Origin of the sequence: Aquimarina besae (genome assembly GCF_042434905.1) — a bacterium.
Lineage (GTDB): Bacteria > Bacteroidota > Bacteroidia > Flavobacteriales > Flavobacteriaceae > Aquimarina.
Genome location: NZ_CP170199.1, coordinates 1,127,110 through 1,142,816 on the forward strand (window position 1 = coordinate 1,127,110; position 15,707 = coordinate 1,142,816).

At 34.2% G+C, this 15,707-nt stretch carries 16 protein-coding genes; 9 read left to right on the forward strand and 7 right to left on the reverse strand.

The genetic code is table 11. The features are described from left to right. Positions 1 to 28 precede the first annotated feature (28 nt). The gene (locus ACE94K_RS04955) at positions 29 to 1,516 is read right to left on the reverse strand and encodes a hypothetical protein (RefSeq protein WP_378180778.1); all 1,488 of its coding nucleotides are present in this window, start codon (positions 1,514 to 1,516) and stop codon (positions 29 to 31) included. Positions 1,517 to 1,845: 329 nt separating this feature from the next. Between ACE94K_RS04955 and ACE94K_RS04960 the strand changes: the two genes are divergently transcribed. Beyond that, positions 1,846 to 2,073, forward strand: coding sequence for a ferrous iron transport protein A (locus tag ACE94K_RS04960; RefSeq protein ID WP_378180781.1), 228 nt, complete (start codon positions 1,846 to 1,848; stop codon positions 2,071 to 2,073). Between the two features lie 14 nt (positions 2,074 to 2,087). After that, a complete protein-coding gene (gene feoB / locus ACE94K_RS04965) occupies positions 2,088 to 4,184 on the forward strand; it encodes a ferrous iron transport protein B (RefSeq protein ID WP_378180784.1) in 2,097 nt (698 codons plus the stop codon). Between the two features lie 395 nt (positions 4,185 to 4,579). Here the strand turns inward: feoB and ACE94K_RS04970 are convergent, their stop codons facing one another. The 3 genes from ACE94K_RS04970 to ACE94K_RS04980 all read right to left on the reverse strand — a co-directional run bounded on the left by ACE94K_RS04970 (position 4,580) and on the right by ACE94K_RS04980 (position 6,611). Beyond that, positions 4,580 to 5,530 (reverse strand): DMT family transporter, encoded by a 951-nt coding sequence (locus ACE94K_RS04970; protein ID WP_378180787.1) that lies wholly within the window; start codon positions 5,528 to 5,530, stop codon positions 4,580 to 4,582. A 46-nt stretch (positions 5,531 to 5,576) separates the two neighbouring features. Beyond that, positions 5,577 to 5,993 (reverse strand): hypothetical protein, encoded by a 417-nt coding sequence (locus ACE94K_RS04975; RefSeq protein WP_378180789.1) that lies wholly within the window; start codon positions 5,991 to 5,993, stop codon positions 5,577 to 5,579. Positions 5,994 to 6,056: 63 nt separating this feature from the next. After that, positions 6,057 to 6,611 carry a GNAT family N-acetyltransferase gene (locus tag ACE94K_RS04980; protein WP_378180792.1) on the reverse strand — a complete coding sequence of 185 codons (555 nt, stop codon included), beginning with the start codon at positions 6,609 to 6,611 and terminating at the stop codon, positions 6,057 to 6,059. A 118-nt stretch (positions 6,612 to 6,729) separates the two neighbouring features. Between ACE94K_RS04980 and crtD the strand changes: the two genes are divergently transcribed. The 3 genes from crtD to ACE94K_RS04995 are packed head-to-tail and all read left to right on the forward strand — an operon-like array spanning position 6,730 to position 9,981. Further along, positions 6,730 to 8,211, forward strand: a complete 1,482-nt coding sequence (gene crtD, locus ACE94K_RS04985) for a 1-hydroxycarotenoid 3,4-desaturase CrtD (RefSeq protein WP_378180796.1) — start codon at positions 6,730 to 6,732, stop codon at positions 8,209 to 8,211. 3 nt (positions 8,212 to 8,214) lie between these two features. Continuing rightward, positions 8,215 to 8,841 (forward strand): carotenoid biosynthesis protein, encoded by a 627-nt coding sequence (locus tag ACE94K_RS04990; RefSeq protein ID WP_378180799.1) that lies wholly within the window; start codon positions 8,215 to 8,217, stop codon positions 8,839 to 8,841. After that, positions 8,842 to 9,981, forward strand: coding sequence for a lycopene cyclase family protein (locus ACE94K_RS04995; RefSeq protein WP_378180802.1), 1,140 nt, complete (start codon positions 8,842 to 8,844; stop codon positions 9,979 to 9,981). It abuts the gene before it with no gap. Positions 9,982 to 9,991: 10 nt separating this feature from the next. Here ACE94K_RS04995 and ACE94K_RS05000 read toward each other — a convergent pair whose 3' ends face one another. After that, positions 9,992 to 11,035: a transglutaminase-like domain-containing protein gene (locus ACE94K_RS05000; protein ID WP_378180805.1), complete on the reverse strand. Its 1,044-nt coding sequence runs from the start codon at positions 11,033 to 11,035 to the stop codon at positions 9,992 to 9,994. Between the two features lie 73 nt (positions 11,036 to 11,108). Next, a complete protein-coding gene (locus ACE94K_RS05005) occupies positions 11,109 to 11,843 on the reverse strand; it encodes a TerB family tellurite resistance protein (protein WP_378180808.1) in 735 nt (244 codons plus the stop codon). Positions 11,844 to 12,050: 207 nt separating this feature from the next. On the opposite strand from ACE94K_RS05005, the gene ACE94K_RS05010 reads away from it, so the two are divergent. The 4 genes from ACE94K_RS05010 to ACE94K_RS05025 all read left to right on the forward strand — a co-directional run bounded on the left by ACE94K_RS05010 (position 12,051) and on the right by ACE94K_RS05025 (position 15,090). Next, positions 12,051 to 12,461, forward strand: coding sequence for a BrxA/BrxB family bacilliredoxin (locus ACE94K_RS05010; protein WP_378180811.1), 411 nt, complete (start codon positions 12,051 to 12,053; stop codon positions 12,459 to 12,461). Positions 12,462 to 12,768: 307 nt separating this feature from the next. Further along, a complete protein-coding gene (locus ACE94K_RS05015) occupies positions 12,769 to 13,410 on the forward strand; it encodes a lysophospholipid acyltransferase family protein (protein ID WP_378180814.1) in 642 nt (213 codons plus the stop codon). A gap of 11 nt (positions 13,411 to 13,421) precedes the next feature. Further along, positions 13,422 to 14,423 carry an acyl-ACP desaturase gene (locus ACE94K_RS05020; RefSeq protein WP_378180817.1) on the forward strand — a complete coding sequence of 334 codons (1,002 nt, stop codon included), beginning with the start codon at positions 13,422 to 13,424 and terminating at the stop codon, positions 14,421 to 14,423. Between the two features lie 13 nt (positions 14,424 to 14,436). Next, complete coding sequence (locus tag ACE94K_RS05025) at positions 14,437 to 15,090, forward strand: HD domain-containing protein (RefSeq protein WP_378180820.1); 654 nt, start codon at positions 14,437 to 14,439, stop codon at positions 15,088 to 15,090. Positions 15,091 to 15,243: 153 nt separating this feature from the next. Here ACE94K_RS05025 and ACE94K_RS05030 read toward each other — a convergent pair whose 3' ends face one another. Then, a complete protein-coding gene (locus tag ACE94K_RS05030) occupies positions 15,244 to 15,624 on the reverse strand; it encodes a hypothetical protein (protein ID WP_378180823.1) in 381 nt (126 codons plus the stop codon). Positions 15,625 to 15,707 lie beyond the last annotated feature (83 nt).

The following is a 15,707-nucleotide window of genomic DNA, read 5'->3' on the forward strand; positions in this document are numbered from 1 at the left end:
GTTTTACTTAGTAAAACAACTTACTTATCTACTCTAAAAAAGTTACTTCTGAATTAGAATTTAATTGGATCACCAGTTTAAGAGATTCAGTAAATAAGGTTGGACTGTTATTGGATAATGGAAATTGAAAATCCCAATTCACAGGATTATCATCACAATTGTCCAAAGGTCCGGTAAATTGAATTCCACCCAGAGCATAAAATTCATCAAATTCATCATAATTGTATAAATCAGCAACCTGATTAAACATAGTGTCTGCTACAACCTGGTTGCTGCTATTCATCCACTGGAAACTACTAGCTTCTACTATTTTGATTCCGCAAAAAGTATCGGGTATCACAATACCACCTTCGTTATTAAAATAAGTTTCTAACGCAAAAGTAGGAATGGTAATTTCTGGATTCGGTTGATCGTCTGCCAAAGAAGTAAAGTCAACAATCATCTTATCCCCGCTACTTAAGCTTATATAGTTTGGAATCACAGAGCCATCATTTCCGTTACCTCCATCATTTCCTCCACCACCATTATCATCGTCATCATCTTCGATAACCACATCTTCTCGATCCATCATAAAATCAAATTGATCCTGACCCATAGCATTTTTTACACGTAAGCGAAATGAGGTATTTGTTGTGGTTTTCCAAGAATATGTATATACCTTAGTTGCGTTGGCCGGAACCTCAAAACCTTCAGGATATGCCCCATTAGGATTTTTCATGGATTTCCATTTACCATTAGAGTAGTATTCAAAGTATAATTCTGGTCCGACATAGGCAGAGCAAGGAGGACTTTGACAAAAACCACCGGATATATTAGATGCAATATGATCATTATTGCTATTCTGAACGGCTTTAGCACAAATCTTACCTTTCCACTTATTGATTTTATTCATCACGGCATGTAGCTTGTATCTGGGACCCTTATTGCAGTATGAGGCAGGTATGCTGGCACAATCATTAACAAATCCGTTATAATTGTTTGGAGTTTTATCCAGTTCCACAAACTCCGGAGTTCCTAAAAATCCATATGCAATAGAGCTGGTAAAATCACTATTCTTGCACGCGATTACTCTTCGGGGAATTCCTTCATTACCTAAAGGAAGGTCTAATGCTACATTTCTTGCCCATCCTTGTTGTTGTAATTCACTGTTTTTAGAAGGAATTTCTTCATTTTTGAGTTGTAGAAAAGTTGGAATCTCGGTTCCCGGTTCTGAAAGTGCCCAGAAAGCTTCTTGCTCAGATAATTCTTTTCCGGCGATTTTGGTAATATTGTTTAGTACAGAACATTCGTTACAATCACTTTCTTCCAGAATAAAAGCGCCTTTAAGCTCTCCATCATCAATTTTATGAAAACGAATAGTGTTTCCGTTAGACAAGGTAATCTTAGCTTCGGTATCTGAAGTTTTAGTAAGCTGTTCTGAATTATTGATTTTTGATTCATGTATATCTGTTTTCTCACAGGAGATCAGAAGTAATATAAATGAATACATCCATATATTGATATTTAATTTTCTCATTATTGTAAGGTTTTATGAGTTACGATACCTACTCTGTTTCAAGGCTTTTCAGTTTCCGCCTTTGCTAAATTTAGACAGGATGAAATTACAAGGAGGGTGGCGTCTGGATATCCGAAAATTTTGAAATTCAAAGATTCCGGACGCATTTTGGGTTATTTGCCCTATTAGGTGTAGGGTTAAAAACGGTTGTTTTAAAGAAGCACGATTAAAAAGGAAGTAGTTCTGGTGATTTTTTTAACTATTTGTAAAAGGTTTTTCTAAAAGATAGCTTTCCCAATACATATTTTTCCACTACTTTTGCCTTGTTTAAAATTAATCTAAATAAGCACTTGAAGACAACTATTGCAAATCTCAAACGCGGTCAGCGAGGGTTGATTAAGGAAATAACCTCAGATATCATTCCACTTAAGTTATTAGAAATGGGATGTCTGCCGGGTAATGAAGTTCAGCTTTTGCAGACTGCACCGTTCCAATGCCCTATGTACCTAACAATTAATGGTAGTCATCTCGCCATACGAAAAGAAATTGCTTCACAGATTGAGATTGAAATTATTTAACCGAATTATTTTTTATGGCCAAGCAGATTAAAGTTTCACTTATCGGAAACCCAAATACAGGTAAAACATCTGTTTTTAATTTGCTTACAGGATTAAACCAACAAGTAGGTAACTATCCCGGTATTACTGTAGAAAAGAAAGAAGGTATTTGTAAACTACCACGTGGTGTAAAGGCACATATACTAGATTTACCAGGTACTTACAGTCTTAATGCTTCATCATTAGACGAAAACGTGGTCATCGAGATTTTACTAAATAAAAAAGATAAAGATTTTCCTGATGTAGCAATTGTAGTGAGTGATGTAGAAAATCTTAAAAGAAATTTATTACTTTTTACCCAGATAAAGGATTTAGAGATTCCGACGATTTTGGTCATTAATATGGCAGATCGTATGAAAAGAAAAGGGATTTCGCTTGATATTCCATTACTTGAAAAAGAATTGAATACTAAAATCGCATTAGTAAGTGCTAGAAAGAATCAGGGTATTGAGGAGCTCAAAAAATTAATTCTTTCATACACATCATTACCAACCAAACCGTGTGTTAATGCCCTGACCTTTGCTCCAGAGTATTTTGAAAGGCTGAAGAAAGCGTTTCCTAATCAATCACTTTATAAACTTTGGCTGGTAATTACCCAAGATGTTAACTTCAGAAAAGTTGACAAAAAGAAACCCTCAATAACTCCGGATTTCGAGATTAAATCCGAAAGTGAATTGAAGCGATTTCAACAAAAAGAGACGATCAAAAGATATCAGTTCATTAATGAGGTTCTTAAAAAAGGATTGGTTGTGGATGAACGTGCTGCTACAGGAATGCGAGCGAGATTGGACAGAGTTTTAACTCATAAATTCTGGGGATATTTTATATTCTTTGCTATATTACTATTAATTTTTCAGGCGATTTATGACTGGTCATCTTATCCAATGGATCTCATTGATGAAGGATTTGCCTGGCTAAGTGAAACCACCAAATCAATTTTACCATCCGGACCTTTTGTAGATTTGATTACAGATGGTATTATACCCGGATTAGGAGGCATCGTCATATTTATACCTCAGATTGCATTTTTGTTTCTTTTTATTTCTATACTAGAAGAAAGTGGCTATATGAGTCGTGTTGTTTTCCTGATGGATAGAGTAATGCGTCGATTTGGCTTAAGCGGAAAAAGTGTTGTTCCGTTAGTCTCAGGAACTGCCTGTGCAATTCCGGCTGTGATGGCTACCAGAAACATTGAGAATTGGAAAGAACGTCTTATCACGATTCTTGTAGTGCCATTTACAACTTGCTCTGCACGACTACCTGTATATTTGATTATTATTTCTTTAGTGATACCAGAGGAGAAAGTAGGTTGGATATTTAGCTATCAGAGTCTTACACTTATGTTGTTATATTTTATAGGTTTTGGAGCGGCAGTTGGATCTGCCTGGTTATTAAATAATATGCTTAAGATCAAAAGCAAAAATTATTTTGTTATTGAAATGCCAGGCTATAAAATTCCGCTACTAAAAAATGTGGTTATTAATGTGGTAGAAAAGACAAAAGCATTTGTTTTTGGTGCAGGTAAAATAATTTTAGCGATTTCTATAGTTTTATGGGTTTTGGCAAGTTTTGGGCCTAATGAAAATTTTAGTAATGCCAAAGAGATAGTGACCTCTCAATATGCTGATCTCTCGCAAGAGGAATTAGATCAGAAGATAGCTTCTTATAAATTGGAGTATTCGTTTATAGGATACGCAGGCAAAGCTATAGAACCTATAGTGGCTCCTCTGGGATATGATTGGAAAATAGGAATCGGAATTATAAGCTCTTTTGCGGCAAGAGAAGTGTTTGTGGGAACACTGGCAACAATTTATAGTGTTGGTAGTGATGAAGAGGAAACCATAAAAAACAGAATGGCCGCTGAGGTAAATCCGGTAACTGGTGCGCCTCTATTTAATTTGGCTAGTGGTATATCTTTATTATTATTTTATGCCTTTGCGATGCAATGTATGAGTACATTAGCTATTGTTAAGCGAGAAACCAATAGCTGGAAATGGCCAATGGTACAGCTTATCTTTATGAGTGTTTTAGCATACAGTGTAGCGCTCGTAGCATATCAAATTTTAAAATAAAAATTTAGTTTTTGTATCTTTCATCGACTGATTAAATATGAATATTCTTATCCAAAACATATTAGTACTTATAGTATTTGCAATTGCAATTGGATTTTTGATTAAAAAATTCTTTTGGAAACGACAGGTTTCTTCTACGCATAAAAAATTACCTGGCTCTTGTGGTAAAAATGATTGTGGTTGCCATTAATAGTGAACTATGACTACTGTTATTATCCTAATAGCGTATTGGTTTGACTATAAAAACAACAAAAATCAATTTGTTTCGGATCTAAGAGGCGGATTGGTATTTGTAATCGTACTTCTCCTTTTTTTTATATTTCCTTATTTTTTTCCGAATCTTGGAATTCTATATTCAGTTTTAGGAATCAGTGTTGTGTTGCCTCTTAGTTTATTTACAAAACATCTTTTGAAGATGTAATCTGTTTTCTTGGTATCCTGCGTAAAGATCGATTACTACTAATCAAATATACGCCTACAAAAATTAAGACACAGCACAGGAGTTTCTCCGGGGTAATATCTTCTTTGTATTGACTATTTACTGCAAAATACGCTATGCCGGCCACTAATAACATCGCGACCGCAGGCTGTACGTAGATATAACTACTGGCAACTGTAGGTTTTACAAATTGTAATGCAAACATATTCAATAAATACGCTAAAAATGTTGGTCCAATAATTACATAAAATAGGGATAGCCAAGTCGTAGATTGATAAACATCAAATGTAGTATCTAATAATTGGCCAATACAAAACGGAAACATTAAAATAAATCCAAAAAAGAAGGTCCAGGTAATAACGGTTATAGGTTTATATTTTATCATCATTGGTTTAACAATGACTAAATAAAAAGCAAAGGCCAATGCATTAATTCCGATAAATATATTTCCTTTTAGTGATCCTGTCCCTAAACCTGAGTTTCCTAAATAAATTAGTAAAACTGCACCGCCGCCTCCAATACATATACCCAGAACTCTGGTCAGCGTTAAAGGTTCTTTTAAGAGAAAATAACTTATAATTACCGTAAATATCGGCATTGCTGTAACAATAATAGCAGCATCTACGGGAGAGGTTAAACTCAGCCCATTCATAGAAAAGAATTGATTTGTGGCTACTCCCAAAAAGCCACAAAGAAGCAATCTAGGAATATCTTTTTTCTGTACTTGTTCTTTAATAAAAAAATTAAGTATAAAAAATAAGAGTCCAGCTCCGCTTATTCTTAAGAAAACCAAGGCCGAGGGGCCAATTTTATCAGGCATCAACCCTTTGGCAACGAGATAATTTGCGCCATAGATTATATTAACACTTAATAATGCAATGTGTGCTTTGGCCTGGTTAGAAATCATCCTGCAAATAAATTAAATAAAGAAAGAAGGGTGTTGGTAGTAACATTTATTTAACTAGCAACTCCAGATAGTAATCCGTAGGATTTATCTTTTCAGAACTAGACGGATATGGACTTAGATTATATCCATAAACGATCTTATCCTCGGATTTTAAAAGTTCTTCAGGATTGGTTGGTGTAATCCCTTTTGCTCCAATAATGATTTCTTTTTCTTCTAATAGCGTGTCATTTTTATAAATACCCAAAAGCAATTTTGCTTGTCCTGCCCAGACACAGGTTACATCAGTAGGACAACGGGAGTCTTCAAGTACTTTTAAAAATTTGATGCTGGAATCTTTAAAATTAATTGTACTACCGGGTTTAAGTTTGGTAATGATTTGTGGAGGCTTCACTTTTTCAGTATTATCTTGAGCTTTTATATAAAAAGGACTAAGAATTAAAAGTGTGTAAATTAAACGTTTCATCTGTTTATAATTATTATTCTTTAAGGCCGGATGGAATCCTTATATCATCATATCAGTTGGATTCTATTTACTGATATGGCTTATTTCGTTACTTTGGTTGTCTTTGTAATAGTTATTTATTAAATAATATCTGTGCTCATTTAATATCACCCCATTTTTCGTAATTGCTTTTGGGGATATCCCTTCATTAACATAGCCGTTTTTTTCTAATATTTTCATAGATGCCACATTATTTTCAAATATTCCTGCATAAATTCGTATCAAATTTAGTTTTTCAAATCCATATCGGGTTATTAAATCAACAGCTTTTGTAGCAATTCCTTTTCCCCAATAAGGTTCCCCTATCCAGTATCCAATCTCTGCAGATTGACGATAAACATCATTTTGTATTACTAAACTGATTACGCCGCAAAGCACATCTTTATAGGTAATTCCAAAACTTTGCTGTGGATGTTGTTTGCTGGTCATGTTAATAAATACTTTTGCATCACTTTCGGTATAGGGATGAGGAAAATAATCTCTCAAATTATCCCATATTTTGCAATTATTTGCAAGCTTGGCTAGGATTGGGATATCAGATAATTCTAATGCTCGTATTTTAATTTCTTGACTTTGCATATTCTTCTAAATAACAAGGATACGTTTAAGTGAACGTTAAAGGTATACAAAAAACTATACCAAATTATCGAAAACATGATCACTTCTAGATTTTTCCCAATATCTTTATGCACAGAATATGTCGAATAAAAAAGTAATAATAATTGGATCTGGTATTGCCGGGTTAGCTAGTGCTATCCGATTGCGTCATCTAAATTTTGATGTTGATGTATACGAAGCCAATTCGTATCCTGGAGGTAAATTAACAGAAATTCGTACCAAGGGCTATCGCTTTGATTGTGGTCCATCGTTGTTTACTATGCCGCAGTTTGTAGAAGAATTATTTACTATTGCTAATAAGGATGTTTCGCGCTATTTTGAGTATAAAAAAAAAGAAATTGTTTGCAATTATTTCTATGAAGATGGAACGCGATTTTCTGCACAAGCAGATTCTAAAGCTTTTGCCGTAGAGGCAGAAAATGTATTTGAGGTAAAGAGCGCACAATTGCTTGATTATTTTAAAAGTAGCAAGCTGAAATATGATCTAACATCCTCCTTGTTTCTCAATAAATCACTACATAAATTATCAACCTATTTATCTCTAGATACCATAAGAGCTATCACAAGAATCAACAGTCTGGGAATTAATACAAATTTACACAGTTTAAATGCAAAGCAGTTTAAGGATCCTAGGCTAGTTCAGTTTTTTGATCGTTTTGCCACATATAATGGTTCTTCTCCATACCTTACTCCCGGTATTATGTCTATGATACCACATTTAGAACAGTACTATGGAACTTTTTTTCCAAAAGGAGGTATGCATAGTATCACCAAAAGTTTATACCAATTGGCTTTGGATCTAGGGGTTATTTTTCATTTTGAATCCAAGGCAGATCAAATTATTGTAGAAAATAAGGAAGCAACAGGAGTAATAGTTGGAAGTAAATCTATAAAAGCTGATATTGTAGTGTCTAATATGGATGTAGTGCCCACATATCGTACGTTGTTACCTGATCAAAAATCACCTGAAAAAACCCTAAAACAACCAAGATCAAGTTCTGCGTTGATTTTTTATTGGGGGGTTAAAAAAGAGTTTCAAGTATTGGATTTGCATAATATCTTTTTCTCGAAAAACTACAAACAAGAATTTGAATATATTTTTGAAAAGAAAGAAGTGTGTGATGATCCAACGGTGTATGTCAATATCACCGTAAAAAATGAACCAGGCGATGCGCCTAGTGGTTGCGAGAACTGGTTTGTGATGATCAATGTACCCGGTGATGAAGGACAAGATTGGAATAAAATAATAGACAAATCTAGAAAGAACATCATAGTTAAGCTATCAAGACTATTAGGTACAAATATTGAAGAATTGATTGAAACTGAAGAAATTCTGGATCCCAGAAGTATCGAAAAGAATACTCAATCCTTTCAGGGATCATTGTATGGTTCTAGTAGTAATAATAAATATGCTGCTTTTTTGAGGCATCCTAATTTTTCTAAAAAAATTAAAAATCTTTATTTCTGCGGCGGCAGTGTCCATCCGGGCGGCGGCATTCCTCTATGTTTACTTTCAGGCAAGATAGTTTCAGAGTTAATTCAAAAAGATATTAAATCCTAAAAAATGCGTCCAGAAAGAAAGTTACTTATATCGATCATACTCATCTGGTTATTCAATATCTCTGGAATTATCGGAATTTTAATTGGCTATGAGGATTGGTTCCTGTCACTAACACCGCTTAATTTGTTGTTGTATTTGATGCTGATCCTTTGGAATTCAAGAATTAATGTCACATTATTTCTCGCATTATTAGTTCCTTTCAGTATAGGAATGATTACAGAATATTTGGGCGTAAACCACGGATTGATTTTTGGTAATTATCAATACGGTGAAAATCTTGGGAGTAAAGTCTTGGGAGTGCCTTGGATTATTGGTGTGAATTGGGCTCTATTGGTGTATTGTACTGCAGCTATTTCAAAGAAAATACATCAAAATATAGTGATCTCCTCTTTCATAGCAGCAGTGTTGATGGTGGCGTTGGATGTTATTATTGAGGTCTCTGCACCAAGATTTGATTTTTGGGAATTTAAAGGTGGAGTGGTTCCCATACAAAACTATTTAGGATGGTTAGCAACTGCCTTTGTAGCCCATATTGTATTTCAGAAAATCTTGAAAAACTTACAGTTCACACTGTCTGTTCATATTTTCTTAGCTATTTTTATTTTTTTCACCGCTTTTTTATTCTTTTAGATGCAAAAATATGATTACATCATAACGGGTACAGGAGCATCAGGATTGATGCTGGTATATCATATGATGCAGGATTCATATTTTGATAAGAAAAGGGTGTTGTTAATTGACAAAGAAATAAAGAATCAAAATGATAGAACCTGGTGTTTTTGGGAAGAAGGAAAAGGAAACTGGGATGCTATTGTTTCTAAAAAATGGAATCAAATTTTTTTTGGAAGTAAACACTTTTCGGATACGGTAAATATTCTGCCATATCAATATAAACTGATTCGTAGTAAGGATTTTTACGACTTTGTTTTTTCTTTTTTGAATAAGAGGTCCAACATCACGATCATAAAGGAAACTTTGATAGGGTTTGCGGATGAGGGGAGTATTGTAGAGGTCGAAACTGATCGTGCCAAATATCTGTGTGATAAAGTTTTTAATAGCGTATTGTTGTCTCAGGAGTTTAAAATCCAAAATAAATATCCACTCTTAAACCAGCATTTTATAGGGTGGTTTATAAAGACAGAAGCTCCGATTTTTGATGAAACAACGGCCACTTTTATGGATTTTGATTTGGATCAGAAAGGAAATACCAGATTTATGTATGTATTGCCTCTTTCTAAAACAGAAGCCTTATTTGAGTATACCTTGTTTTCGCAAGATCTTTTAAAGGATAAAGAATATGAGCAAGCTATTGATTCATATTTAAATACTAAAGGAATTCAAGAATACCGGATTACAGAAAAGGAAAAAGGATGTATACCGATGACAAGTTATGAATTCAGAAAGCAAAATTCTAAGAATGTTTTACATATAGGCACCGCTGGTGGGTGGACAAAAGCCAGTACGGGTTTTACATTTCGAAATACAGAAAAGAAAGTGGTAGCACTGATGACATTCCTCAAACATAATGATGATCTATCCAAATTTGAAAAACGATCTAAGTTTTGGTATTATGATCTATTATTTCTTGACTTGTTATCCAAAGAAAATCAAAATGGAGCCGCATTGTTTTCTAGACTATTTAGAAGGAATAGAACGACCAGAATATTAAAATTTCTAAATGAAGAAACATCGATTATAGAAGATTTGAAAATTATGTCCACGATGCCAGCTGTGAAATTTTTAAAGATGGTCTGGAAGAGATTATTCTGAAAACAGAGGGTCATTCAATTTTAAATCCGACCATAGGAATTTCGTTAATTACGATCAAAAGTTCTTTAGCATTTGGAACAATTGATAAATCAATTTCAAATGTAACTTTTCCATTAGCATATGTTGTTTCTCCGCGATAATTAAATTGTCTGTTGTTAATCAAATAAATGACAGAATAGATGGGCTCGTTATATTCAATAACAAATTGCTTTGACGAATTTTCCTTTTTTGCGAGTATTCCTTCTAAAGGGCTTACTAGCGAGAAGTTTTTTGATTTTTCGTGATTAAAGAATAATGGAGTATTGGAAAAAGTTTCTTTGCTTATTTTTTCTTCTAATAAACTGTTCTCATAGAAGTCAGGATAATGTTCGTTTATAAAAACTTCCGGAGCTGTTCCAAAGTAAAAATAATTAGGCTGTTCAATGAACTGTTTGGTTTTGATATCATAATAACCGGTGCTTCCCCAGGTTACATCGATTAGATATTTTTTAAATTCAATTTCAATAATATTCCAGGCATGATCAATACGATAGTCTTTTCCTATATGATTAATTTGATTTTTTGCCTTTCCTAAAACATAAAAACAAGTAATACTCAGATGGTCGCAGACATCTTTAAATAGTTGCGTATACCCTTCACAAACAGCCGTCCCATTGGAAATTACTCGTTTAGCAATTTTCTCTCTATATTTTTTTTCTGTTTTTAAATGTTTTTTAGAGCCGGATTTTGTTTTGTCATAATCCATATAATTGGTAGATCGAAAACTCGGAAAAGGATTGTGCTGTACGGATTTATATGAATTTGCATAATCTGCATAATATTTTCCTGATTCTTTATAATCGTAGGATATGTTTTTTGTGATCCACGAAAACAATGCTACCGCTTTATCTAATTCAGAATCAAAGTCTTTTGCAATCTGCTCAGCCAGCTTTTTAGAAGTTTTAAATTTTTTGGGATATCCATCTACAATAGCGTCAATGTTGTCAAAATCTTGACTATAAGAGCTACAAATCGAGAGTAAGCTTATAAAAACAAAAAAAACCAGCGTATGCATAGGCTATTTTAGTATCAATTATTGAACCAAATAAGTTACAACTATTAGATGTATTTTGAAAGAGAACCACAAATTATATCAAGCCGCGTTCTTTTTGAATTTGTTCGTAAGCTTTTTGCACTTCTTTAAATTTTTCTTCGGCTCCTTTAATATGAACAGGATCCATATGCTGGACTTTATCAGGGTGGTATTTTTTAACCATGTTTCTGTAGGCCTTTTTTACTTCAGCATCGGTAGCAGTCTTTTCAACCTCAAGGATTTTGTATGCGTGTCCCCCTGTTTTAAAGAACATAGCTTTAATACTTTCAAAATCACTGAAATTAACACGCATAAAACCGGCCATTTTTTGAATTTCTCTTGCTTCAGCTTCGCTAACACTTCCATCTGCATTGGCAATACCGAACAAAAAATGAAGAATTTGTAATCTGGCCGCATATCGTGTACGTTGTGTAAGAAACATACAGATACGTTGTGCCGAAATCTCTCGGTTCTTAATAATCTCGTTAAAGGTTCTAAAGGTAGCATTGGCGCGTTCTTTTCCGTAAGCACTTACAAAATATTGACGCACATAATCTAATTCGGTTTGATTTATACGTCCATCTGCTTTGATCACAATGGATGATAATGACAGTAAGTTTAATTCAAAATCTCCTGGGCTTACCTGCTTTTCCTGAGTAAATACTTGAGTAAAACCACCACTTCCTTTGCTTCTGGTTGCATCCAGTAAACTACCTAGTATAAAACCCAATATGGCTCCAGGGAATCTAAAAAATATGCCTCCCACTAATGCGGCAATCCATTTAATCATTCATTGTCAATTTTGAGGGTGTAAAGATAATTTAATTATTTATACAATCTTATTTATACCCAATTAGTAAGGTTCTGCTTAGTTTTGTTACCAAAAAAATTAGGACATAAGTGTATAAACTGTTTACGACGGCTTGACAGCTATAGAGGTATGGTACATTATTTGTATCTTTACGTCAAAGTTTAAAACAAAAAATAGTTAAGAAATATGTATCCAGCAGATTTAGTAAAACCAATGCGCGAAGACCTAACCAGTATAGGCTTTGATGAATTACAAACGGCAGCAGATGTAGAAGCAGCGATCGCAAAAGAAGGTACCACATTAGTGGTCGTAAATTCGGTTTGTGGTTGCGCTGCGGCCAATGCCAGGCCAGGGGCAAAAGCCTCATTGGCTAATGATAAAAAACCAGATAATTTAGTTACAGTTTTTGCAGGAGTTGATCGTGAGGCAACTGAAAAAGCCAGAGGATATATGGTTCCGTTTCCTCCTTCTTCACCATCCATGGCGCTGTTTAAAAATGGTGAACTGGTACATATGTTAGAACGTCACCATATTGAAGGAAGGCCTGCAGATATGATTGCAGAAAATCTTAAAGATGCTTATAACGAGCATTGTTAAGATTTACCTTATAGTTATGATATTTTATAAAATCGTTTGCATTTGCAGACGATTTTTGTTTTAGTATCGTTAATTACTTTAGAATAGTAATTTTATGTTTTTAGCCATTGTAATTTTATATACTAAACAATTGGCTAACTGAAAATAATATCAGACCTTGCACTACAGTAACACAAGTCAAAATTATTAATTGCTAAGAGAAGGTATGGGGGCTTTAAAAAGGATCATTTCGTATCCGTTTTCAATAGTTTTCTATTTATTTTTTGGTTTAACACTGTTGGTTTTTCACCCTTTGCAATGGCTGGGAATGAAACTTGGAGGGGCAAAAGGACATCGAAGTATGGTTAACTTAATGAACCTTTGTCTTTTGCGCTGCTTACACTTGCTAGGAGTAACCTTTAGCTTTAAGAATGAGCATAAATTGCCAACAGATCGTTCTTTAATTATTGTTTCGAATCATCAAAGTATGTTCGATATTCCCTTAATTTCTTGGTATTTAAGGAAACATAAGCCTAAATTTATCTCAAAAATAGAATTAGGAAAAGGAATACCTAGTATATCTTTTAATTTAAGACATGGAGGTCATGCATTAATTGATAGAAAAAATGCAAAACAGTCCATACCTGAGATATCCAGATTCGCGAAGTTTATTGCAATTAATAAGTTTTCGGCTGTAATTTTCCCAGAAGGAACCAGAAGTAGAGATGGAGCACCAAAGCAGTTTGCGCATACCGGACTTAAAATACTGTTTAAAAATGCTCCAGAGGCGATTGTAGTTCCGGTAACGATTAATAATAGTTGGAAACTGGTTCGATTTGGAAATTTCCCAATGGGAATTGGATTACATCTTACTTTGGAAGTTAAAAAGCCCGTAGATGGAGAAAATTTAACAACAGAAGAAATACTGGATATTACAGAAAAGAGAGTAATATCTACCATAAAAACGTAAATAAAATAGTCATGGCTATAGATAATATAAGATTAGAAGTAATGCAGTTATTGGAAAAAAAGATAGAATCGTTTATAGATAAATTTTTGATTCCAATAGACAAGGTATGGCAGCCCACTGACTTTTTGCCGGATTCGCAGAATGAAGATACATTCTTTGATGAGGTAAAAGAGCTAAGAGAGTTAGCCAAGGAACTTCCGTATGATTTTTGGGTGGTTTTAGTGGGAGACACGATCACAGAAGAAGCGCTTCCTACCTATGAATCGTGGTTAATGGATGTAGAAGGAATTAATCAACACGAAGGAGAAGGAGGAAACGGTTGGTCTCGATGGGTGCGTTATTGGACCAGCGAAGAAAATCGACACGGGGATGTTTTAAATAAATATTTATATCTATCAGGAAGAGTAAATATGATAGAGGTAGAGCGCACTACGCAGCACCTAATTAATGATGGATTTGATATTGGAACAGATCGTGATCCTTATAAAAACTTTATTTATACAAGTTTTCAGGAATTGGCAACTAATATTTCTCACAGCAGGGTGGCCAAACTAGCTAGAGGATATTCTAACAAATCACTGGCAAAAATGTGTAAAATTATTGCAGGTGACGAAATGCGTCATTACAACGCTTATAGTGATTTCGTGAAAAACATTTTTGAAGTAGATCCCAGCCAGATGATGGTTGCTTTTAGTGATATGATGAAACATAAAATTGTGATGCCCGCAGTTTTCTTAAGAGAATCCGGAAATGCAATAGGCTCAGCATTTGAGGAGTTTTCTAATGCAGCACAACGATTAGGAGTCTATACAGCACAAGACTATATTGACATTATGCAACGTCTTATTGATAAATGGGAAATAGATAAGCTGACAGACCTTAGTGATGAAGCTGAAAAAGCACGTGATTTTGTGATGAAATTACCTGCAAGAATGCAGCGTATCAGCGAACGATTGGTGGTTCCTGAAGAAGTTTTTCAATTTAAATGGGTGCAACCGGCCTTAGTTAAATAGATTACACAGTAGTATGACAGATGATCAGATCATATGTAAGACTATAAAATTTGTAAAAAGCACATTAAAAGGAGCAGAAGGCGGGCACGATTGGTTTCATATCCATCGTGTGCTTAAAACATCACAAACCATTGCCAAAGATGAAAAGGTAGATCCATTGGTCGTTTCTCTGGGAGCATTGTTGCACGATATTGCAGATTCTAAGTTTCATAATGGCGATGAAACGGTGGGACCTGAGATGGCGAGAGAATTTCTAAAAAATATAGGCGTAAGTGAAGATATTGTTAATCACGTTGTCTTGATTATCCAAAATATCTCCTTTAAAGGAGGAAATGTTGAACAGAAGTTTACTTCCCCAGAGCTAGACGTGATTCAAGACGCTGATCGCCTGGATGCTATTGGCGCAATAGGAATCGCCAGATGCTTTAATTATGGAGGTTTTAAGAACAGGGCTTTATACGATCCTGAAATAGTCCCTAACTTATATATGACAAAAGAGGAATATAAAAACTCCACGGCACCTACCATTAACCATTTCTACGAAAAATTACTTTTGCTAAAAGACCGAATGAATACTAAAACTGGTAAAAGAATGGCAGAAGACAGACACAGTTTTATGGAAAGTTTTTTAAAACAATTTTATAAAGAGTGGGAAGGTAGACATTGATGAGATGCCTACCTGTCTTTGTATTCCAACGCCCGTTTTTTGATTGATAACTATTCGTTTTTTGATTATGCGAAAATGCTGATTACAAATTCCACTACGATAAGAAAATACTCAGGATAAAGTCGATTAATAATTTTGTGAGTGCGATCATGATTAGTGATTTATGGTTCCGTTATTGATAATTACAAGTTTGGATGAATTTCGATTTACAAATTCTAAAGTAAACCGATCAATTTTTTCATACCCATCTACTTTTTTAATTAATAGTTGATTAATTCTATTGGCTTCAGTATTTAAATCAGAATACTTACAATTTTTTAATTCATATTCTGCTGTTTCTGTAGAAACTCCTTGATCAGAAACTGCTAAACCTTTTACATATATAAACTGTTTTATCTGATCACAATCACAATTGGATTGCAAGACCTTTAAAATGGCACTTGATTTATCCTCTGTCTTATTACCCGCAACAAAGGCATAGGTCAAAATCCCAGCTATAATGCCCATAGAAAATAAAACAAACTGTTTCTTCATTATGCATCTGTTTAGCACAATAAATGTTGTACTGATTACTGTATCAAAGAACCTTTAAAAAAACAATACTTACAAGAGAAGTA